The sequence below is a fragment of the Pseudofulvibacter geojedonensis genome (assembly GCF_042675745.1).
In the GTDB taxonomy this organism is placed as follows: domain Bacteria; phylum Bacteroidota; class Bacteroidia; order Flavobacteriales; family Flavobacteriaceae; genus Pseudofulvibacter; species Pseudofulvibacter geojedonensis.
Genome location: NZ_JBHTJM010000006.1, coordinates 221,290 through 244,542, shown reverse-complemented (window position 1 = coordinate 244,542; position 23,253 = coordinate 221,290). Strand labels below are relative to the sequence as shown.

Sequence of the window (23,253 nt, the reverse complement as noted above, 5' to 3'; positions counted from 1 at the left end):
TTAAGGTGTAAGGTTCTATATGAATCTTGATGTATAATTTGTGTCGAAGTATTTTTTTAGTAAAAAGCAAAATCTATTTACTTAGTTTTTTGAGTTCATCTTCGGTTTCAACTTCAATTTCATCTTAAGTGTTATCTTTGCCGGAAAATCCCAGAAATGATTGAACAGTTACTTGAAGAGTTAGAACCATTGCGCAAGCAATTAGTAGAGCATGAATTATACAATACAATTAATTCTAAAGAAGACTTACAAATTTTTACCCAAGCCCATGTATTTGCTGTTTGGGACTTTATGTCCATGTTGAAAGCTTTACAGAACCAACTTACTTGTGTAGAAACTCCTTGGGTTCCTTCAGCTAATCCAACAACTAGGCGTTTTATTAATGAAATTGTTTTAGGAGAAGAGAGTGATGTAGATGCTTCAGGAAAAACCATGAGTCATTATGAAATGTATTTAGAAGCAATGAATCAATTAGGAGCCAATACTCAAATGGTAACTGGTTTTTGTAAAGATTTACCTTTAGGCTTAGAGAAGGCTTTAGATAAAGCTGATTGTGAAACAGCCGTAAAAGATTTTGTTCGTTTTACATTCAAAGCAATAGCTACTAATCAATCTCATATAGTTGCTGCGGTATTTACATTTGGTAGAGAGGATTTAATACCAGATATGTTTATTGAATTGGTTAAGGGAATGCAGAAGAATAATGATTTAGATAAGCTAGTTTATTATTTAGAAAGGCATATTGAATTAGATGGAGATGAACACGGACCAATAAGTTTACAGATGGTAAAAGAGCTTTGCGGAAACGATGAACTTAAGTGGCAAGAAGCACTTGCTTATAGTAAAGAAGCACTACAGCAGAGAATATTTTTATGGGATAACATTGCTAAACAAATTCAAGAGAAATCTTCAGTTCTTTGTTAAGAGTTTAATAAATGAGATAAATCCAATTCGTTGGTTTGTTTGCTAGTAGAAAGAGCAATAAGACTTTGTACATTTCCTAAATAAGGTAATAAAGTTAGTTTGGTAATGATAAACTTTTCATAGGCCTCAATATCTTCAGTTACTAGTTTTAATAAGTAATCAAAGTTTCCACTAACTCTATGACATTCTATGACTTCAGGAAAGTCATTAATTTCTTTTACAAACTTCTCTAAATAACTTCTGGTGTGACCTTGAAGTGTAATACCAATAAAAACAATCTGTTTTAACCCAACTTTTTTTTGATTGAGAACAGCTACGTACTTGTCTATGTAGTTTTCTTTTTCTAATTTTTTAATGCGCTCAAAAACTGGAGTGGTAGAAAGTCCAAGGCTTTCAGAAATACTCTTTACAGTTCGGTTGGAGTCTTCTTGTAAAAGTTGTAGAATTTTATGGTCAGTCGCATCTAACTTCATCTGTTTGTAGTTATTTGTTTTTTAAAGGTCATCTGTAACTTTTGTTAATAAAAAAAAATCATTAATTAATCTTAAAAGATTATTTTTTATGAAGTCAGTTTCATCACTAGAATTTTTTTATAAAATAAGCTTAGTTTTTCAAAAATAAAGAATAAAATAATTTTATTTTAAATTAAATAGAATAATATTCTGCTTTTGATTTAGATTTTGGTTTTTACGATTAAATAGCTTGTTTGTTTTGTATCTTTATTCTTTTAATAAGAACTGGTTTCATGTTTTTGATTTTTAGCAAATTAAAAAGCATTAAATAAGTTCTGATAATAACCTCAAACCAACATATGTCTTTAATTGAAGTTACCTTACCAAAGATGGGTGAGAGTATCTCTGAGGCAACCGTATTAAACTGGTTGAAGCAAGTAGGAGATACAGTAGAAGCAGATGAAACCTTGTTAGAAGTAGCTACCGATAAAGTAGACTCTGAAGTTCCATCGCCTTGTGATGGAATTATCAAAGAAATTAAATGCCAATCGCAAGATGTTATTGCTATTGGATCTGTTATAGCAGTTATAGAAGCCACTGGAGAAGTTAAAGTTTCTAGCCAAAAAAATGAGACAAAGACTGATCATAAAAAAGGACCAAAACCTTCTAAATCGAATAAGTCAGAATTCAAGTTAGGAACACAAGATCCAGATGCATTTTTATCTCCTTTAGTAGTAAGCATTGCTCAAAAAGAAGGATTGACAATAGAAGAAGTTCAGAGCATTATAGGTACGGGTACAGAAGGTCGTATTCGCAAGAGTGATGTAATGAACTATGTTAAGAATAGAAAATACCCATTACCAAGTAAGCCTCAAACTCAAGTAGTTTCTAACCCGAATTTATTTAATTATTCAGCACCTCAAGTTCAATATACAGAGGGGCATGATGTAATTGAAGAAATGGATAGAATGCGCCAAATGATTGCGGGGCATATGGTATATTCTAAGCAAACATCTCCACATGTTACGGCTTATGTAGAAGCAGATGTTACCGAGATGGTTAACTGGAGAAATGCGAATAAAGTAGCTTTCCAAGAAAAATATGGAGAGCGTTTAACATTTACTCCATTATTTGTTGAAGCAGTAACCAATGCAATTAAAGATTATCCAGGTATTAATGCTTCTGTAGACGGAACTAAAGTTGTGTTGCGTAAAGACATTAACATTGGTATGGCAACTGCTTTACCAAGTGGTAATTTAATTGTGCCAGTTGTAAAAGATTCGGCTAATAAAGATTTAGTTGGAATAGCAAAAGATGTTAACCATTTAGCAAACTCAGCTAGAGAGAATAAACTAAAACCAGAAGAAATACAAGGAAGTACTTTTACCATTTCTAATGTAGGAACTTTTGGAAGTATTATGGGTACGCCAATTATCAATCAGCCAGAAGTAGCAATTTTAGCTTTAGGAATCATTAAAAAACGTGCTGAGGTAATTACTACAGATAAAGGAGATGAAATAGCTATTAGAAGCATGATGTATTTATCATTGTCTTTTGATCATAGAGTAGTAGATGGTTATTTAGGAGGATCATTCTTAAGAAGAGTAGCCGATAATTTAGAAGCATTTAGCGCTCAAAGAGCGATTTAAAATATTATTAGCTTATGTGAGTTTTTTTGTCATACTGAGCTTGTCGAAGTATACAGAGGATTACAGGGAGAAGATCATATAATAAAATTCCTTTTGAAAAGGAAGATAAAACAAAGTTTTGAAGATGGAAACGAAAGAAGTGACAACACCACAGGTATCTAAAGAAACATTACAAGCCGCTTTTGCTAATTTGTGTACAGCAAAAGCAATGGCAATTTTATACGAAGATAACTTCAAGTTAGTATCTAAATATGTACACGCAACATCAAGAGGTCACGAAGCAATTCAGACAGCATTAGGAATGCAACTATTACCTCAAGATTATGCTTTTCCGTATTATAGAGACGATGCTATGTTATTAGCTTTTGGTATGCAACCGTATGATTTAATGTTGCAGTTACTAGCTAAAAAAGACGATCCGTTTTCGGGAGGGAGAACCTATTATTGTCACCCAAGTTTACGTGACGATGATAAGCCTAAAATTCCTCACCAGTCTTCTGCTACCGGTATGCAAGCTATTCCTGCTACTGGAGTTGCTATGGGATTCTGGTATAAGGAAAATGTAGATTTAGATGATAAAACCTTACAAGATAAACCAGTAGCTGTTTGTTCATTAGGCGATGCATCTGTTACTGAAGGTGAAATTGCTGAAGCATTTCAAATGGCAGCTTTAAAGCAATTGCCAATTTTATATTTGGTGCAAGACAATGGTTGGGATATTTCTGCAAACGCAGAAGAAACAAGAGCTCAAGATGCTGCCGAATACGCTAGAGGTTTTAATGGTTTAGAAGCAATGTCTATAGACGGTGCTAACTTTACAGAAAGTTATTTAGCCGTTCAAAAGGCATTAAAAATAATTAGAGAAGAAAGAAGACCAGTATTATTACACGCTAAAGTTCCGTTGTTAAACCACCATACTTCTGGGGTTAGAATGGAATGGTATAGAGATGATCTAGAAGAAGCTCGTTCACGCGATCCGTATCCAGTATTAAAACAACAGTTATTAGATGCTGGGTTTACAGCTAATGAAGTTGATGAAATAGAGAAAGGGTCAGTAGATAAAGTAAAGTCTGATTTCGATAAAGCTTTACAGGCTGAAGATCCTTCACCAGAAGATTTATTTACGCATGATTTTGCTCCAACTCCTATTACTGAAGAAAGTGGAGAAAGAGCTCCTGCAGATAAAGATGAGGTAGTAATGGTAGATTGTGCCTTATTTGCAGTAGAAGAGATTATGCGCGAACATAAGGAGTGTTTGTTGTATGGTCAAGATGTTGGAGGTAGACTAGGAGGGGTTTTTAGAGAAGCAGCCACACTAGCTCAAAAGTTTGGAGATGAGCGTGTATTTAATACGCCTATACAAGAAGCTTTTATTGTTGGTTCTACTGTAGGTATGTCTGCGGCAGGATTAAAACCAATTGTTGAGGTTCAGTTTGCCGATTATATTTGGCCAGGTTTAAATCAGTTATTCACAGAGGTTTCTCGTTCTTGTTATTTATCAAATGGTAAATGGCCAGTTTCTATGATATTACGTGTGCCTATTGGTGCTTATGGTAGTGGAGGACCTTATCATTCTTCTTCGGTAGAATCGGTATTAACGAATATACGAGGAATTAAAATTGCTTATCCAAGTAATGGAGCTGATTTAAAAGGAATGCTGAAAGCGGCTTATCACGATCCAAATCCAGTAGTGTTTTTAGAACATAAAGGATTGTATTGGTCTAAGGTAAAAGGAACAGACGCGGCGAGAACTATAGAACCGGCTGAAGATTATATTTTACCATTAGGTAAAGCAAATGTGGTTCAGGAAATTTGGCAGCAGGATGAAGAAGAGACCATGACGGTAATTACTTATGGTATGGGAGTTCATTGGGCGTTAAATGCTACTAAAGATATGCAAGAGAATGTTGAGATTGTTGATTTACGTACTTTATATCCATTAGATGAAGAAGCTATTTTAAATTCGGTTAAAAAGACAAAGAAATGTTTAGTAGTTACAGAAGAACCAACTAACAATTCTTTTGCTAGAGCTTTAAGTGGATTGATACAAGAGAAATGCTTTAAGCATCTAGATGCGCCAGTTATGACTATTGGTAGCGAGAATATGCCAGCAATTCCTTTAAATTCTACACTGGAACAAACCATGATTCCTTCTATAGAAAAAGTGAAGGTTAAGATTGAAGAGCTGTTAGCTTATTAATATAAGTTGTAGTTTATAAACAAAGAAGCCTACTCAATTGAGTTGGCTTTTTTTAATTAACTTTTATAATTTTTTTTGAGATTGTTTTATTATCCTTTTTTAATGTTAGAAAATAAGTTCCTGAAACTAATTTTCTTAGGTCAATTTTATTATTGTTTAGAACAGCATTGTCAATTATTAATTGACCATTTATATCGTAAATTTTTATCTCAGATATTCCTTCAGGATTGTTAAATTCAATGAAATCTCTAGATGGGTTTGGAGAAAAGTTTACAAGTTCATTTTCTGATAATAATTCTACACTAAGAGCATTTGTATCGTATTTCCATAATTGATAATTTTTGGAATAATATAAATCATTGTTGTAAACAATTTTAAGTCCAGATTCATCATAAATACTTATACCATCTAAGGCTGGTATTGGAGTTAGAGAAGAAGAAGATTTGTCAAATATCCAGCCTTTTCGTTGAGGCCAAGTGTCTTTAGGAGAGTTAACATAAAATAAATTACCATCAAGTTTGTCTATCGATAGTGCAGAAAATCTACCAAAAAAGAGAAAAGGCTCTTGTGGGTTTTGGTCAACTTCAACTATTTCAGTTACACTATGAGTAACGGTGTCTAAACTAAAAATAGAGGTTCCATTAGTTGAGTTAATAGAAGAAAAAATTAAATTATCGTCTGATGAGACCAAAAATGATGGATAGAAATATTCGCTACTAGTTATTGTGTAAATTTCAGAAGTTCCTCCGGTGGTACCATCAGATTCATATATAGAAAGCTTCTTTTGATCCTTTGAATAAAAAGAAAAATACATTTTACCATTTATTTCAATAATGTCTCCAAAATTAACAATGTTAGTTTGAGCATTCCACACATTTGCTACCTGATTAGTATTTACAATAGTTCCATCTGTTTTGTGTAAGGAATAACGTGAAATAAAGTATAAATTTTCATTGAATACAATATAGTGACTTAATTCAGAAGTACTTCCGGTTCCTCCAGATCCATTACCATCTATTTCACCTGTAAGTTCATAAGTTCCAGCTTCTGTTCCATCACTTCTCCATAGATTAGCTTTATTAGTAGAAGAAATGTTAATGGTGAAAATAAATTTACCATTGATGCTTCCTTGAAAAGAAACGTGGTTCCAGGCAGCAATATTATCTTTAACCAATACAGTGCCTAGTTGGGAGCCGTCAGTTTTCCATATTTGTAAGGTTGTATTGTTAGTTTTTATGGTAAAATAAATTAGATTGTTAACAGTTGTTAGACCAAATAGTCTCCCGCTATAATTAGTTACTAGTACTGATCCAGTTTCGGTTCCATCTGTTTTCCATATTTCACCGCCTCCATAAAGGTCGTTAGGATCATCTTTAGCAGCGAAAAATAATTCATTATTAAGTATAGTTGAATGAAAGAGCTCTAACCCATTCGATTCTCCAGGTTCAATGTCAATAACTAAATTGGTATTTGTAGCTGTTCCGTCACTAGACCATAATTCTCTTCCATGATTATCTGTCGCAGCTGATAAAAATATTTTATTATTAAATTCTTGTAGTTTTGCTGGTGAAGAGTTAGATATGTTATTATAAGTGAAATTAGAAAGTTGTATTTGAGCACATAAGTATATAGAATACAAGAATAGACTTAAAGATAAAATAGTTTTCTTCATTGATAAGTAGGTATGGGTTATATTATTTAGATTTTTATTGAAGACAATATTTATTACACTGTCTTATTGTCTTGCAAAAGTAGGATTAATCTTTTGAAAAATAATGTTAATATTTTTCTAAAAAAGGGTATGTGAAGGAGTCACCTAAAAAGGTGAATATGAGTAAAAAAGTAGCTAGGTTAACCTTTTTTATTTCACTAATTTTACCCAATGAGTCTAAACAACCATTCAGAAATAGTTATTCGAGGAGCTAAAATGAATAACTTAAAAAACATTTCTTTAAAAATTCCTCATTACCAATTCATCGTGGTTACGGGAATATCAGGTTCAGGAAAATCTAGTTTGGTTTTTGATATCATTGCTAAAGAAGGACAACGCAGGTATTTTGAAACAGTACCTTCTTTTGCAAGACAATTTATGGGCAAGTTAAACAGACCTGATGTAGACGAAATAGAAGGACTTTCTCCGGTAATAGCTATAGGTCAAAAAACTACAGGAATGACTGCGAGCTCTACAGTAGGAACGCTATCTGATATTTATGACTTGCTAAGATTATTATTTGCAAGAGTTGGAGTTACAGAGAAGAATATTCAATTATCTCGAGCATTATTTTCGTTTAATTCTAGTATGGGTAAATGTTCTCGTTGTAATGGAATAGGAAACGAAGAACAGATAGATTTAAATAAGTTAGTTCAGTTTCCTCAAAAAACAATTAGAGAAGGAGCTTTAGCACCAACATTGCCTAACGGATACATTATGTATTCTCAGGTAACTATTGATGTACTCAACCAAGTTTGTGAAGCGGAAGGATTTGATGTAGACATTCCTTGGTGCGATCTTACCAAAGAACAACAGGATGTAATTTTATATGGGAGTAACAAGATAAAAGTTCCTTTTGGTAAGCATAGTTTAGAGTCAAGGTTAAAGTGGACTGGTATTAAAGCCAAACCAAGAGAAGAAGGATATTACAAAGGCATGATACCTATTATGTCTGATATTTTACGGAGAGATAGAAATGCCAATATTCTTAAATATGTTCATGCAGTTACATGTCCTGATTGCAAAGGAACTCGTTTAAATGATAATGCCTTAAGTGTAAATATTCAAGGTAAGAATATAGCAACGTTAAGCACTTTAGAATTGAATGAGTTAAAGCAGTGGATTCTGTCTAATTCTTGGAATGTTGTAGGGAAAGAGATAATGAGTAAAATAGTATCTCAAATAGACTTATTAGAAGATTTAGGGTTGGGTCATTTAACAATAGATAGACCAGCGAAATCACTTAGAGCTAGTGAAATTCAGCGAATACGAATAGCGAACCAAATATTGGTTCCGCTAAGTAATGTATTATATGTTTTTGATGAGCCATCTATAGGTTTGCATCCAGAAGAGAACGAACGACTTATTTACCATTTTAAAGAATTGGTTAAAAAAGGAAATACAGTTCTAGTGGTAGAACATGATTTAGATACTATAAAGAATGCTGATCATATTATTGAGATTGGTCCGAAAGCAGGCGTAAATGGTGGAGAGTTATTGTTTAACGGATCTTTTTCAAATTTTTTAAGTCAACAAAATACAGATAGCCCAACTTTTAAAGCCATCAAGAGTTCAAAAGAGAAGTTGGAATCAAAATTTAAAACTAATTCAAAAGCTATCCGACTATTAGGATGTTCAACTAGAAATTTAAAAAATATTAATGTCAGTTTTCAATTAGGAAAGTTGAATGTGGTAAGTGGTAAATCTGGAGTAGGAAAATCTAGTTTGGTAAAAGACACTTTACTAAATGTTGTACAACAACATTTAGGTATAGAAACGGAAGAATCTGCCCAACTATCTAGAGTAGAAAATATAGAGGCTATTAACAAGCTCATTTTTATAGATCATTCACCTATAGGAAAAACACCTCGAAGCAATCCCGCTACCTATTTAGGTTTGTCTAATCATATTCGAGATATCTACGCAAAATTGCCAGAAGCCAAAGCATTAGGTTTTACCAAATCAAGATTTTCGTTTAATAACAAAGGAGGAAGGTGCGAAGAGTGTCAGGGATCAGGTAAAACTCAAATAGGGATGCATTTTTTAGGGAATGTAGATTTAGTTTGTGGTACTTGTAATGGCAATCGATTTAATGAAGCTACTCTTCAGATAAAATATAAGGGTTTATCTATTGCTGAGGTGTATAAGCTATCTGTAAACGAAGCGATACATTTTTTTAGTGAAGACACTTCGACTGCGCTCAGTGCAAGTAAAAAACTAATCGATGGTTTATTGTTGCTGCAAAATATAGGTTTGGGTTATTTAACTCTGGGGCAATCTTCAACTACACTTTCTGGGGGAGAAGCACAGCGAATTAAAATAGCCAATCAGCTGCAAAAAAAAGATACAGGTAATACTTTATATATTATAATAGAACCTAGTATAGGTTTGCACTATAACGATATAAAGTCGTTGCTTCAGTTGTTTGATGTAATTAAAGAAAAAGGAAATACTATAGTTTGTATTGAGCAAGATGAAACTATTATTGGTCATTCCGATTGGCATATAGAATTAGGCCCTAAAAGCGGACAAGCAGGAGGGAACATTGTTTACCAAGGAATACCAAAAGAACAAGTAGGAACTGTACAAGATGAAATTAAAACGGTTACAGAAGATACAACTGCTAATGAAATAATACTTAATGGTGTTACTACTCACGGATTGAAGAATATAGATGTCCGTATTCCCAAAAATCAGTTAACGGTAGTTACTGGAGTTTCGGGTAGTGGTAAATCATCCTTGGTGTACGATACCTTATTTGCAGAGTCTAATGCTCGTTTTACAGAATCCTTATCTACTTATAACAGAAGTTTTTTAAAGCAGAATAGCGAAGCAGAAATAAGTTTTTCTGCTGGTTTAACTCCTGCAATCGGAATTAACAGAAAAGGAAGAGTAACTTCTAAAAGATCTACTGTAGGAACCTTATCTGGAGTATATGATGCTTTTAGATTATTGTATTCAAGAATTGCTCAAGAAGAAGGAAAAGCATTTACGGCACAGCACTTCTCGTTTAATTATCATTTAGGAGCTTGCCCAGATTGCCAAGGAATGGGAGTGCAACGCACTTGTAATCCGGATAGTATATTGGTTAATCCAAGTCTATCTATTTTAAACGGAGCCATATCTACTAATAAAGCTATTGGGTATTATGCCAATATAAATGGGCAATTTATAGCTACGCTAAAAGAAGTAGCTAAGCAACAAGGTTGGAATATTAATACACCTTGGGTAGCGTTAGACGATGAAATAAAACAAATTATTTTATACGGAACTGGAGATGCTGTTTGGGATGTAACTTGGGAGTTTACTACTAAATCTAGAACAGGGGTACAAGAGTTGAGCGCTAAATGGTTGGGATTCTGTAATTATATAGACGATGAGTATGAACGTAAAAAACACAATAAAAATATTGTTGCTTTAGAAGAAGTATTACACCATGTAGAGTGTGCTAGTTGTAACGGAAGTAGATTACAACCAAAGTTGTTAGAAACTCAGTTTTTAGGAAAGTCTATACACGAACTAACTCAATTAAATATCGCTGCTTGTTTAGATGTATTGACTAATGTAGATAATACGATAGATGAAGTGGTATTAGCCATTAGTAAAGTAGTGTTGCCAAGTGTAAAAAGCTCTTTACAAACCTTGGTTAATTTAGGTTTAGGCTATTTGAGTTTAGATAGAGCCATAAGTTCTTTATCTGGAGGGGAACGACAACGAGTTACTTTAGCAGGACAATTAGCTACTCATTTATTTGGAGTGACTTATGTACTAGACGAACCAACTATTGGTTTAGATGATGCACAAGTTGAGGTGCTGTCTGAAGTTTTACAGCAAATAGTTCGTAACGGAAATACAGTGGTGGTGGTAGAGCATAACGATGCCTTTATTAAAAAAGCCAATTATGTAATTGAAATGGGACCAGCTGCTGGCCGATTAGGAGGAGAAGTAATCTACCAAGGAACGATAGCAGGTATAGCTAAAGCGAAAAACACACAGACTTATAAATTGCTTTATGAAAAAGGAAATGAAGTTGCTAAAGCTGAATATAAAAAAGCGCAGGATTTTGGTGTAAAAGGAGCTTTTGCCAATAACTTAAAACATATAGATGTTACTTTTAATTCAGGGCAGTTAATTGCGGTTACGGGAGTTTCTGGAAGCGGAAAATCTAGTTTGATAAAAGAAGTATTGTATCAATCTTGGCTGCAAAAAAGAGCGGTTAATTGTAATACGGTTTTTGGCTTAGAGCAATTTGATGAGGTATTGTTGGTAGACCAACAAGCCATTAACCAAAACAGACTAAGTACCGTTGTTTCGTATACCGGAATACTAGACCAACTAAAAATTATTTTCTCAAAAACAGAACAAGCTAAAAAGTTAGGTTTAAAGAAAGCCGATTTCTCTTACCAAAGTAAAAACGGAAAATGTACCACTTGTAATGGTTACGGGAAACTAAAAATCAGTATGGATTTTATGAGTGACTTATGGCTGACTTGCGATGCTTGTAAGGGAAAACGTTATAACGAAAGTGTATTGAGTTGTAGCTATAAAAACCAATCTATTGGTGATATTTTGAATATGACCGTACAAGAAGCCATTGCTTTTTTTGAAGGAGAAAAATTAGAACAGCAACTAGAAATATTAAACCAAGTAGGAGTAGGGCATTTGTTGTTAGGGCAAAGTTTGAATACCCTTTCTGGAGGAGAAGGACAACGCTTAAAACTAGCCCATTCTATGTTACAAAAGAAAAAAGAAAAGACCCTGTATTGGTTTGACGAACCAAGTACGGGTTTACACCAAGTAGATATACACCAATTACTAAGGGTATTCCATCAACTCATAGGAAAAGGTAATACGATTCTCTTTATAGAACACAACCAAACCTTTATACAAGCCGCTAACCAGATGGTTAGATTAGGTCCTGGTAGTGGACATGATGGCGGGAGGTTATTTTAGATAACGGCTCGGCTATGAGCAGTTGGGATCTTGTGCACTGATTTTTACGGTTTAGGACTAACCTTTTTTTATGTTTATATTTCGTCTTAAACTTCTTACTCCCCAATTGCTTATAGCCATTGTTGTGCCTAGTTAATTTCAATGTTATCAAGATTCACTTTTGTCTTCTCTATTTTTTCAACAATTTCTGATTGAATTTTATAACCATCAAATAGTTCTATATAATTTTCAGTCGTTCGAAAGTGAGTTTGTAATTCTCGGATGTTTCCTGATTGGTAATTAGTATTTATAATGCTATTTATAAAAGCTCCTTTATTACTAAATTTACTTGGTTCATAATTAGTTTTTGAAACTATTTCAACTAGTTCATATATAGCATTGTTAATGACTTCATTTGATACTTGATTAAAGTCTCCTTCTAACTCGTCATCGATTAGTTTGTAAAGTAGGTAAACTATATATTCCTCACCTACATTCAATAAATTATCAAATTTTGTGGAAAATTCAGAATCTACAGAGTCTTGACTTTTTCTATATTCCGATTTAAAAATTTCTATTAAGGAATAAACAAAAAACAATTGACTATAGAAAGGTGAATCAATATCACCTTTTAAAATTTTATATAATTTATGTTCCGATTTATTTGTTGCTTGAAAAACCTCTTTATACATAAGTTTTGGTGCACTTAATGCAATGTGTGGTGATTCATAAAATGCAGAATACCATAAGGGAATTAATGATGTGTTGTGAATTGTTTTAGTAAGTGTATCACTATTGTTTACAAATACTTCACCTCGTTTAGTTATATATCCAATCCCTTTATTTTCGAAAAGCTCTTTCGCATAAATATTGAATTTTTTGTTACTAATTTTATCTCTAAATCCAATTGCACTTTGTGTATTGGTAGCATCTGTAATTAGTTCAACGAGTTCAGGGTCTTCAGTTTCATATAAACGAATAGTAATGTAAACATCATCAAGTATATTTTCGTCTTTTAAGTATTCTTGATAAAGAATATAAGTAGTTTGTAGACCATTAACAATTACAGGATTTTTAGTTGGTAAATTATAAGTTCCTAACTGCGGATTGTAAGGTAAAGTAAATTCATTGCAAATAATTGTTATCCCGTTATTCAGGAAAGGAAAATAAACGTTTTTATCACTGTTTATTGTTTCGAGTATTTTTTCATTCGTTAAATTCTTTTTACCTAAAAAACCTCTGATATTTTCTGCAAATATTTTTTCAAATGTGTCATTTTTCGATTTCTCAAGGTCAAGTAATTCACATAATTGTTTTGCAGGAATTCTAAAAATAGCTGCTTTTACTTGATAAATAGAAAAACTAATTAAACCTTGATTGTCTTTTTTCGAAGTTATATTCGAGTTTTCTGGTTTAAAAACAAAATTGATTTGTTTTCTTTTATTAAGAGATGTTACTAATCTCCTTATTTTCTGATATAAATCATTAGAATCCCAAATTTCAAATTCATCCTCAATATGAAAATTATCTGTCAACATTTTATTTGAGGCATATTTAGGGTCATCATATTTTCCGTTGTAAACAAAATATTGCTTACAATCTATCATTTTACCAGAAGTAATAATATGGCTAAATCTTTCTATTGACTTATCAAGTCCTGATATATGAAGTTTGTTTGATTTGTTCCCGTTGAAAAATATTTCTCTAAAATCATTTCGAAACTTTTCTATTTGGTTCTGTCCAACTTTTTTTGAGTTTTTACATTGAAAAATATGCATTGTATAGTTACCATAATCTTCACTGAAAAATATTCCATCAATGCCACCATCTTCGTTTCCTTTAATCAATATATTGTCATAAACTTCATCAAAACTTCTGTCTAGAATTGCAGAAATGGAAAAAACTTCAAATGCATCATCTAAGTTGATGTTGAATTTTTTAGATATTTTATTTAAATAACTATCAATAAAAAGTTTACAGTTCATATTTTTTTCTAATTAGGCACAACAATTATATAAACGTAATTACGTTTACATCAATTATATGTTTTATATATAGTTACTGTGTAAACATATAATATATCTTACAAATAAACAATAGAATTATACTCCTAAAAATAGGTATTTAGAAGTGTCACTAAAAATAGTGAGGGTGTAAAAAAGAGCCAACTTGAGTTAAGTTGGCTCTTTTTTAAAAGATAAGTATTGTTGGTATTTACTTTTTAGGTATTGGGTTATTGGCTCTTTCGCTGTCAAACATCCAAGAAAGAATCCACCACCTATTTCCGTCATAGTACAACTGTATGCTGTTTATTCCTCTTTCGGTAACAGGTCCGTTTTTTTCTTTTGAGGTTTTATAGGTAGTCCAAACATGGGTAATATTTCCAAATTGTTGTACCTCTCTTTTTATTTCATACTCCCAAAAACCTTCTTTTGGTATTCCAAAACTTTTGTGGTATTCGGTTAAATTTTGCGTTATAATAAAAGGCTTATTGTTTTTATCCTTACCGGTAACAGATATTAAAGCATCTGGGTGGTGTAAAGATCTATCTCTTTCCCAATTTCTTACTTGTCCAGCTGGGCCAGAAATAACATCGTAATAGGCATTAATAATACCGTCTAGGGTTGCTACGTCTTCCTTTAAGGGATATTTTTCTTTATTGGTCTCTTGTGCATTGGCTAGAAAGCAGAAAAGCAACAATACGGTTAGTGCTTTTACTATTTTAGAGTTTGTCATCATTTTAATTGTTTAATTAGTTACAAGTAAAGTCTGTATGGAATATATGAAGCCTACCCGTGTCTTTGTAAACCACTACTTGGTATATACGGTTATAAATAGTTTCATTAAAAGCGCCAATTTTTTCATTAACCAAAATTCCTGCTAATACTCCGGTGGTATTGCTATGACCTACAACCAATGCATCTTCTTTACGGTAGAGTAGTAAGCTAGCAAAGTCTTTCAACTTTCTTGGGTTGTATGATTTTATATCTAATCCTTTTATAGTAGCAGTTGGTTTTGCAGTGCTTTGAGTTCTAACATAATCGGTACTGTAAATAGCATCTAAATTTACTTCTTTTAGAAAAGTACTTAAACTCTTAGCTCTTTGTTGGCCACATTCTGTAAGCGGAGGGTTTTTAACAGATAATTCTTTTTCTGCATGTCTTACTAAATAGATGGTAAAGATTTCATCGTTTTCCTGTGCATTCATAACATGTTGTAATCCTAGAGTTAAAATGATGAATGCTATATAGGTTTTTATTTTCATGGTTGCCAAGTTTTAAAGCTAAAGTAACAAGCAAGATACTTAATTAAAATAATAAGGGTTTAAGAGCAATCTTAAACCCTTATTAGTATTACTTCTTTATTAGGAATGGTTTTTAGATTCCAATATTCCATCCTATTATTAACTTTATAGAATTGGTTTTTAAAGTACTATTTGTGTTTTCAGAGGCATCACTTGTATCTATAAGTCCTAAATCATCTCTAATCTCAATAGTTAAATCATTTTTTTCATTAAGTGAAATATTGGTTCCTATACCTAGAGATAACCCAAAGTCTATTTTTTTTTGTTTTGAATGTAAATTACTATTGTTATTTGAGTAATTAGAATCTATTTTTTGATTGATTAAATAGTTGAAAAAGGGACCTCCATTTGCGAAAAATTTTGAATTTCCAAATTCATACTTCAATAAAATGGGTAGGTTTATATACTCATATATTTCGTTATAATTTTCCTTTCCAGTTACATTGGCATCGTAGCTAAATAATGTAATCTCAAGTTTCTTTATTTTTCTCTCGTAGTTAATGTTTGTCTTTAATGATAGGTTTTGTTTTATATAATAATCAAATGAAACACCCACTAAATAACCAACTTTGAAATTGTTGTATTTGGCATATTCATTACCTCTAAGTTTCGGGTAATTTATACCAGCGTTAATTCCAATTTTAAAATCATTTTGAGCATAAATCTGAATGGTCAAAAATAAGCCTAAGACAATAAGTAATAATTTGTTGTTTTTCATGGGGTATTAAAAAAAGTAGGTTGTTGTTTGTGTTTACTATTATTTTTTAATCATTTAAATAATTGACACGAAATTTCTATATGACTATTATTTGCAAATATACGTGGTATCTTATAGATAATAGAAAGTAATTTGCTTCAAAAATAGGTAGTAAGTAATATCATTAAAAACAGCGAGAGTATAGAGAAATGAGCAGAAAAAAAAGTAAAGCGTTTATCTATTAAAATAAACGCTTAGTAAATAAATATTTAGTGGGAAGATTATTTACATGAGTTATATTCGTTAATAATCTGACGTAAATTTTCTAGATTTTTTAAATCAAAATCTTGTTGTTTAATATCTGCTGCTAAATTTTTACAGTTATCAATAAATTTAGCTAAAGCATCTGATAGTTTTTCGTTGTTTCTTTCGTCTATCATAAAGCCAACCTCTTTATCTTTTAGTTTTAAAACATATAAGTTGTCTTGTCCTGGTTTAGATAGAATCATGTTGTCATCTAAATTGTAAATGATTCTGTAGAAGTATGAATTGTCAAATCCAAAGTTACTTGCATTAGATAATTTTTTTAGGGCATTTCCTTTGGTTTTAGTACCATAGAAGCAAAGTTCTTCGCCCTCGTCTACAGCACAAAAGTGAATATTGTTTTTCGCTGAAAATTTCTTAATTCGTTCACGCCCTTTTTCGTTTAAATATTTAATACTTACAAACTTTCCGTATTTATCTATTGAGTTCATATCGTATAAATCGCTTACTTGTTTAGAAGGATCTAACTGCAGTTTTTCAAAAATGGCATATACAGTTCCGGTATAGGTTTTACCATCTTTATCGGTTACACTACCCGGAACACCATAAAGATTAATACTATTCTCTTTAGCTATTTTTACTTTTTCGTTGTGTAGGCGTTTTTTATGTTGTTTAGCTTCTCTACCAAATAAATAGTTTCTACCTACTAACTCTTCTACAAGAACTTGGGCTTCAGATCGAGAAAAACGACCACTCATCATAGTTTTAGAACCGTAATCGTATTCAAAAGTTTCATCGGTGTAAGTAGTTGCTTTTACGGTTGTACAAGTAGAACAACCTTTAGCAGTACCAATGGTAATACCATCTAAATCGTTAGCATAATAGGTGTTGTTTCCATAACTTACTCGCCCAACAATTTTACTGCCTTGTGACCCCCCAAAAACGATGATACCGTCGTCTTTTACAAATGGTTTGTAACGGCCAACAGTAGATTTTCTCTCTTCAGCCTCTGCATTGGCACTGGTTACGGCTTTTAAGTATTTATCGCTTAACACCTCTCTTTCTTTATTAAAGAATGCTGTTATTTTATCTTTAACCAGTCCGCTACTATTAAATAATTCATATTTTTCTTTTAATAAGACAACAATAAGCTTAGTTGTGTTAAAAGAGGTAGTTAATACTTCGTACGGTATTTCGGTTTTTTCACCTTCAGCAGAGGTCATTTCTAGCCATTGAAAACCTTCTAGATTGTCGGCTCCAAGCCCTTTAAAAACAATATCGAAAACTTTTTCTCCAGCAGGAGTGGTGAATTTGTAATTGTTTCTGAGTTTAGTGTTTACTTTTAAAACTTCTTTACCATCGAAATATACAACGTCTTTTTTAACTTTTATTTTCTGGCTAAAAGTTATTATTGGTATTAAAAGCAATACCATTATAATCATTTTTTTCATAGAATTAAATATCAGTTTTAAATTACACCTTACAATATATTAATTATATTATAAACTTAAACGCTCTTTAAAGCTCTGACTCTGTCTCCTAGATATTTCAACTTCCTCACCGTTATTCATTTCTAGTTTAAGCTTTCCGCTAAACCATGGAACCACATTTTTAATGTGATTGGTGTTAATTATCTGTTGTCTATTGCATCTAAAAAAAGTGTTAATAGGGAGTTTTTCCTCTACTTGGTTTAATGATTTGTATAATAGTGGTTTGTTATCATTAAAATATACACGAGTATAATTACCTACAATTTCAAATAAACTAATGTCTGCTATTTTAACTAGCCAACATTGTTCACCATCTTTTATGAAAATCTGGCTATTATCGGTTAGTTTGTGCTGAGTGTTGTTTGTATTAATTTGCTGCTTTAATCTTTCGGTTATTTTTGCAAGAGCTTGTTCAAAACGCTTGTTGCTAATAGGTTTCATTAAATAATCTAGCGCATTGTATTCGAATGATTTAATGGCATACTCGTCAAAAGCAGTAGTAAAAATAACCATAGGAACCTCATCTAGCTCTTCTAATAACTGAAAACCATCTTTCTCAGGCATGTTAATATCTAAGAAAAGCAAATCTGGTTTGGTAGAGTTGATAAGTTCAATTCCCTTATCTACATTTTCTGCCTCTCCTAATAAGTTAATAATAGGATAATCTTTAATCAACTCTTTTAACTCGTTTCTAGCTAAACGAGAATCTTCTACTATTAAAGCATTTATAATCATTACACAATAGGAATTTGTATGGTTGCAACTACCTGATTATTCTTTTCTGCCAAGCTAAAATGAGCACTACCTTTATACAATAACTCTAATCGTTGTTTGATGTTTTTTAAACCTAGCTGAGTAGAATTGCTATCTATAGATAACTTACCAGAATTATTTACTTCAATAAAAAGATTCTTTTGTTCTTGTTTTATATTTAGGCTAATCACACCTCCGTTTTTAAGGTTAGCAATACCATGCTTAGCAGCGTTTTCTACTAACATTTGAATAATCATAGGAGGGATTTTAATACCATACGGATTTACTTCTATTTTTTTATCAAATTGTAAACGGTCCTCCATTTGTATTTTAGAAATAGCAATGTAGTTATCTACCATTTCTAGTTCGTCTTCTAAAGCTATAGCATTTATCTCGTTTTTGGTAAGTGAATATCGTAACATTTCAGACAAGCGGGTAATCATTTCTCTCGACTTTTTAGTGTCTTCTAAAATTAATCCTCGAATATTGTTTAAACTGTTGAACATAAAGTGCGGATTAATTTGCCCTTTTAAAGTGTTTAATTGAGATTCTTTTAAGTTGGCCTCGAGACTAACTTGTTTAAGTTGAACTCTTTTTAATTGATGATATATTTTGATAGTTAAAGAAACAAAAAGCCAAATAAAAAACAGTGTAGCAAAGTATGGAGCATTAATGTATAGCTTATATTCAAAGGGCATTTTTTTTCCGCTTATAGCATCTTGACTACCTTCAAAAAAATCTACCCAATCTAGAACGGGCCAAATAATTAAAGAATATAATAGTTGAATGATTATAAAACCTATTGCTACGATATAAATATCTCTTTTGGCAATTTTATTTAAGTCTATATAATTATCAATTACATAAGCTAATAAAATAGATAATAAATAAGCAACTACTCCACAAGTTATACCTTCACATATTACATATTTAATCCTTTCAGGGCTAGGATTGTCTACTAAGAAAATTTTATGTAATGTTAGTGTGGTAAAGAACAATAATATCCAGCCTATTAAAGAAAAGCTTAGATAAAATTTATTAGTTGTGAGTTTCATATTAGGTTTTTAAAAAGCTGTTTTTTCAGCTAGCTAAATATAGAGCATCTTTTTAAGTAAAAAGAATTTAGTTAGTTTGTTTTTGTTCTCTTTTTTAGAGATAAGGTAATACTTAATAGATGACACCCCAATGTCTTCCTGTTTAAGTATTACCTATTTTGTTTTTTGATTAGATGAATAATTGAGTGATAAATTCAATTATAGCTCCCAAGAATTTTATTATAAAAGTGATCATAACTGTGGGTTTTAGTTTGATACTGTAAAGATACGTTCTACTTAAGTGTTACTTTTTAGAAATATGACGAACGGTTTTAAAACTTATGCAAACGGTTTTTTTGGTTTACAATAAATTAAAAAATAATCTATGTAAAAAATAAAGAGTTATAATAAGTGGTGTTTTTTAGAAATGAACGGAAAAAGAAAACTCGGAACAAAATGTTCCGAGTTTTACTATAACCATTTATTTAATTATTTCTTATTTGATCCGGGAGGATATTGAGAAAGAATTCTTGAAACAAACTCGTGTACGCGTTCATCCTTTTTGTCAATGTTATGAGTTAAATATCCTTCACCTCTTCCTTGCCAAATAAGTTGTTTGTCTTTGGCGTTAATTAAATCGATGTATAAAACACCATTGGTAGAGGTAGAAACGTTGGTAGGTCCTCCATACCATGGTCCCCAACCGTAACCCCAATTATTGTTATGAACATTTACTTGTTTCTCTGTTTTGGTAAAAATATTAACCAATACATCTGGAGTTTCAGATTTAGTAAATCCTTTTTCCTGCATTACTCGGTCAATACTTCGTAGAATTCTTTTTTTGTCTAAATCAGAAATTTCAACTTTGTCGATGCCTGTTTTGTAAAAGGCAAAAGTTTTGTAATTGTTAAAATCTTTTTCTGTGTCGTAATCGGAGCTAACTCGTACAGATGCACAAGAAACCAATACAAACAAAGTTAGTAAACCTAGTAGTTTGTTAATTTTCATCATATCATTGCTTTTTAATTAAACCTATAATTCTGAAAGCAACTTTTTGTCAACTAAATTTGGAACAGTAACTTTTAATTTCTTTTCGGTTTCCATAGCTCTTTTAATGGCAAACATTGCTTCTTCGTTTCTTGCCCAGCTCCTACGAGAAATACCGTTGTTAACATCCCAGAAAAGCATTGATTTTAAGCGTCTTCCAGCATCTTTACTACCATCAAGAACCATACCAAATCCGCCATTTATAACTTCTCCCCAGCCAACGCCACCACCGTTATGGATAGATACCCAAGTAGCACCTCTAAAACTGTCTCCAATAACATTGTGTATAGCCATATCAGCTGTAAAACGAGAACCATCATAAATATTAGAAGTTTCTCTATATGGTGAATCGGTTCCAGATACATCGTGGTGATCTCTTCCTAGTACTACCGGACCAATTATTCCTTTTTTAATTGCTTTATTAAATGCTTTAGCAATTTTCATTCTCCCTTCTGCATCAGCATATAATATACGTGCTTGAGATCCAACTACTAGTTTGTTTTCTTGAGCTCCTTTAATCCACTGAATATTATCAGCCATTTGTTGCTGAATCTCTTTTGGAGATTCTTTCATTATTTTTTCTAAAACTCTACACGCAATAGCATCTGTTTTAGCTAAATCTTCAGGCTTTCCAGAAGCACAAACCCATCTAAACGGACCAAAACCATAATCGAAACACATAGGCCCCATAATATCTTGAACGTAACTAGGATACTTGAATTCTCTACCTAGAGTAGGAGTAGGATTCATTACATCTGCACCAGCACGAGAGGCTTCTAATAAGAAAGCATTTCCGTAGTCGAAGAAATAAGTTCCTTTTTCGGTATGTTTGTTAATAGCTTTTGCATGACGACGTAAAGTTTCTTGAACTTTTTCTTTAAATAATTCAGGGTTGTTAGCCATCATTTCATTCGATTCTTCAAATGATTGATCTACCGGATAATATCCTCCTGCCCATGGATTGTGTAAAGAAGTTTGATCTGATCCTAAATCTATTTGAATGTTTTCTTGATCAAATTTTTCCCATACTTCAACTACATTACCTAAGTAAGCAATAGAAACAGTTTCTTTAGCAGCTTTAGCCTCTTTAACTCTTTCTGCTAGTTTATCTAAGTCGGTAATTTTTTCATCTATCCAACCTTGGTCTAAACGTACTTGAGTAATTTTTGGATTTACTTCTGCACAAACTGTTACACATCCCGCAATGTTACCTGCTTTTGGTTGCGCACCAGACATACCTCCTAATCCAGAAGTAACAAATAAGTTTCCTTTAGGTTCTTTACCAATTTTTCTAAATCCGTTTAAAACTGTGATAGTAGTTCCATGTACAATTCCTTGAGGGCCAATGTACATATAACTACCAGCTGTCATTTGTCCGTATTGAGTAACTCCTAAAGCATTGAATTTCTCCCAATCGTCTGGTTGAGAATAATTAGGAATCATCATTCCGTTAGTAACTACAACTCTTGGAGCATCTTTGTGAGAAGGAAATAACCCCATTGGATGACCAGAATACATTACTAAAGTTTGCTTATCGGTCATTTCCGATAAGTATTTCATAGTTAATAGATATTGAGCCCAGTTAGAAAATACTCCACCATTTCCTCCATAAGTAATTAATTCATGTGGGTGTTGAGCAACGGCATAATCTAAGTTGTTCTGAATCATTAACATGATTGCTTTAGCTTGCTCAGATTTACCAGGATATTCATTTACAGGTCTAGCCTTCATTTCGTAATCTGGACGGAATCGATACATGTAAATACGACCGTAATCATTCAATTCTTGCAAAAACTCTTTGGCTAATACTTCATGATGTTGCGGTTCAAAATAACGCAATGCATTTTCTATAGCGAGTTTCTTTTCTTCGCCTGTTAATATTTCTTTACGCTTAGGTGCGTGATTGATACTAGTATCATATTTTTTTGGTGCTGGTAATTCAGTAGGAATTCCTTGTTTTATTTGTTGTTTAAAGCTTAAAGCAGTTGTAGTTTCCATTGTTTTTGTTTAAAAATTAATGTTTTATTTTGAGCTGGTTCGAGTTGTCATATCGATAGAAATCGAGATGTGAGAACCAAACAAATAAAGTCCCGATAACTGTCGGGATTGTAGTTAATATTCATACTTGATGTATGAAATAAAACAAATAAAAACTAAGGATAGCGGATATCTACCCTATGATACTTGCTATAAATAGCAATTTTGTATGTAAGCGTAAGACGATCCATTACTTCTTTTTAGTAGTGTTTGTTTTTTTATTGAATCCATAAGGGCAGTGTCTACATCCGCTTTCGCAACAATAACCTCTTTTTAAATGGTATTGTTCTGTAAAACATTTATAACCTTCTGGAGTTAAATAATAATCTCCTTCTTCTATGGGAATTCTTTTTTTAAGCATTAGAGCAAAGATAGTATATTTTTGGATTGATTATTGTAACTTGGTGTATATGATTTTAGTACTAAGACATATTATACCTAAAGGATTTTTAGGAATTACATTATATCCTTTTGTTTTTTTAAAACATAAGGAGCAAAAAAAAGATGAAATTTTCTTAAATCATGAACAAATCCATTTAAAGCAACAGATAGAATTACTAATCGTATTTTTTTATTTGTGGTATGGTATAGAATTTTTAATTAGGTTGATACAATATGGAAATAGGAGAAAGGCTTACTTTAATGTTTCTTTTGAAAAAGAAGCGTATAGTAATGAAATTAATTTGGAGTATATAAAAAAACGCCCTAAATGGGCGTTTTTGAAATATTTGCTTAAATAGAATAAATTAAAAAATGTAT

Annotated in this window: 17 protein-coding genes and 1 pseudogene; 6 read left to right on the top strand and 12 right to left on the bottom strand. The window is 32.0% G+C overall.

Annotated elements, in window-relative coordinates:
* Window positions 1-156 precede the first annotated feature (156 nt).
* The gene (locus tag ACFQ1O_RS06085; RefSeq protein WP_377714397.1) at window positions 157-924 is read left to right on the top strand and encodes a DUF3050 domain-containing protein; all 768 of its coding nucleotides are present in this window, start codon (window positions 157-159) and stop codon (window positions 922-924) included.
* Here the strand turns inward: ACFQ1O_RS06085 and ACFQ1O_RS06080 are convergent.
* Window positions 921-1,397, bottom strand: coding sequence for an Lrp/AsnC family transcriptional regulator (locus ACFQ1O_RS06080; RefSeq protein WP_377714395.1), 477 nt, complete (start codon window positions 1,395-1,397; stop codon window positions 921-923). The genes ACFQ1O_RS06085 and ACFQ1O_RS06080 overlap by 4 nt on opposite strands.
* Window positions 1,398-1,735: 338 nt before the next feature.
* Here ACFQ1O_RS06080 and ACFQ1O_RS06075 point away from each other — a divergent pair, with 338 nt between their 5' ends.
* Together ACFQ1O_RS06075 and ACFQ1O_RS06070 are read left to right on the top strand one after the other, a co-directional pair.
* Window positions 1,736-3,025 (top strand): dihydrolipoamide acetyltransferase family protein, encoded by a 1,290-nt coding sequence (locus tag ACFQ1O_RS06075; protein ID WP_377714393.1) that lies wholly within the window; start codon window positions 1,736-1,738, stop codon window positions 3,023-3,025.
* A 124-nt stretch (window positions 3,026-3,149) separates the two neighbouring features.
* Window positions 3,150-5,225, top strand: a complete 2,076-nt coding sequence (locus ACFQ1O_RS06070; protein WP_377714392.1) for an alpha-ketoacid dehydrogenase subunit alpha/beta — start codon at window positions 3,150-3,152, stop codon at window positions 5,223-5,225.
* 52 nt (window positions 5,226-5,277) lie between these two features.
* Here ACFQ1O_RS06070 and ACFQ1O_RS06065 read toward each other — a convergent pair whose 3' ends face one another.
* The gene (locus ACFQ1O_RS06065) at window positions 5,278-6,897 is read right to left on the bottom strand and encodes a T9SS type A sorting domain-containing protein (RefSeq protein ID WP_377714390.1); all 1,620 of its coding nucleotides are present in this window, start codon (window positions 6,895-6,897) and stop codon (window positions 5,278-5,280) included.
* 210 nt (window positions 6,898-7,107) lie between these two features.
* Between ACFQ1O_RS06065 and ACFQ1O_RS14700 the strand changes: the two are divergent.
* Both ACFQ1O_RS14700 and ACFQ1O_RS06060 read left to right on the top strand, forming a co-directional pair.
* Window positions 7,108-7,464 (top strand): annotated as a pseudogene (locus ACFQ1O_RS14700) (excinuclease ABC subunit UvrA); the annotation flags it as partial.
* Window positions 7,465-7,524: 60 nt separating this feature from the next.
* The gene (locus ACFQ1O_RS06060) at window positions 7,525-11,889 is read left to right on the top strand and encodes an ATP-binding cassette domain-containing protein (RefSeq protein ID WP_449301290.1); all 4,365 of its coding nucleotides are present in this window, start codon (window positions 7,525-7,527) and stop codon (window positions 11,887-11,889) included.
* Between the two features lie 128 nt (window positions 11,890-12,017).
* Here ACFQ1O_RS06060 and ACFQ1O_RS06055 read toward each other — a convergent pair whose 3' ends face one another.
* The 10 genes from ACFQ1O_RS06055 to ACFQ1O_RS06010 all read right to left on the bottom strand — a co-directional run bounded on the left by ACFQ1O_RS06055 (window position 12,018) and on the right by ACFQ1O_RS06010 (window position 22,855).
* Complete coding sequence (locus ACFQ1O_RS06055) at window positions 12,018-13,853, bottom strand: AIPR family protein (protein WP_377714386.1); 1,836 nt, start codon at window positions 13,851-13,853, stop codon at window positions 12,018-12,020.
* Window positions 13,854-14,082: 229 nt separating this feature from the next.
* A complete protein-coding gene (locus ACFQ1O_RS06050; protein ID WP_377714384.1) occupies window positions 14,083-14,607 on the bottom strand; it encodes a hypothetical protein in 525 nt (174 codons plus the stop codon).
* Between the two features lie 13 nt (window positions 14,608-14,620).
* Window positions 14,621-15,133, bottom strand: coding sequence for a SixA phosphatase family protein (locus tag ACFQ1O_RS06045; protein WP_377714382.1), 513 nt, complete (start codon window positions 15,131-15,133; stop codon window positions 14,621-14,623).
* Window positions 15,134-15,245: 112 nt separating this feature from the next.
* Window positions 15,246-15,890 (bottom strand): porin family protein, encoded by a 645-nt coding sequence (locus ACFQ1O_RS06040; RefSeq protein WP_377714380.1) that lies wholly within the window; start codon window positions 15,888-15,890, stop codon window positions 15,246-15,248.
* Window positions 15,891-16,150: 260 nt separating this feature from the next.
* Complete coding sequence (locus ACFQ1O_RS06035; RefSeq protein ID WP_377714378.1) at window positions 16,151-17,584, bottom strand: hypothetical protein; 1,434 nt, start codon at window positions 17,582-17,584, stop codon at window positions 16,151-16,153.
* A 48-nt stretch (window positions 17,585-17,632) separates the two neighbouring features.
* A complete protein-coding gene (locus tag ACFQ1O_RS06030) occupies window positions 17,633-18,358 on the bottom strand; it encodes a LytR/AlgR family response regulator transcription factor (protein ID WP_377714376.1) in 726 nt (241 codons plus the stop codon).
* Window positions 18,358-19,431, bottom strand: a complete 1,074-nt coding sequence (locus tag ACFQ1O_RS06025; protein WP_377714374.1) for a sensor histidine kinase — start codon at window positions 19,429-19,431, stop codon at window positions 18,358-18,360. Before ACFQ1O_RS06025 ends, ACFQ1O_RS06030 begins: the two co-directional genes overlap by 1 nt.
* Before the next feature lie 468 nt (window positions 19,432-19,899).
* Entirely contained in the window at window positions 19,900-20,418 is a 519-nt protein-coding gene (locus ACFQ1O_RS06020; RefSeq protein ID WP_377714796.1) for a DUF4136 domain-containing protein, read from the bottom strand.
* A 24-nt stretch (window positions 20,419-20,442) separates the two neighbouring features.
* Window positions 20,443-22,455, bottom strand: a complete 2,013-nt coding sequence (locus ACFQ1O_RS06015; RefSeq protein ID WP_377714372.1) for a urocanate hydratase — start codon at window positions 22,453-22,455, stop codon at window positions 20,443-20,445.
* 229 nt (window positions 22,456-22,684) lie between these two features.
* Window positions 22,685-22,855, bottom strand: coding sequence for a DUF5522 domain-containing protein (locus tag ACFQ1O_RS06010; protein WP_377714370.1), 171 nt, complete (start codon window positions 22,853-22,855; stop codon window positions 22,685-22,687).
* 49 nt (window positions 22,856-22,904) lie between these two features.
* Here ACFQ1O_RS06010 and ACFQ1O_RS06005 point away from each other — a divergent pair, with 49 nt between their 5' ends.
* Window positions 22,905-23,234 (top strand): hypothetical protein, encoded by a 330-nt coding sequence (locus ACFQ1O_RS06005; RefSeq protein ID WP_377714368.1) that lies wholly within the window; start codon window positions 22,905-22,907, stop codon window positions 23,232-23,234.
* Window positions 23,235-23,253: the final 19 nt, after the last annotated feature.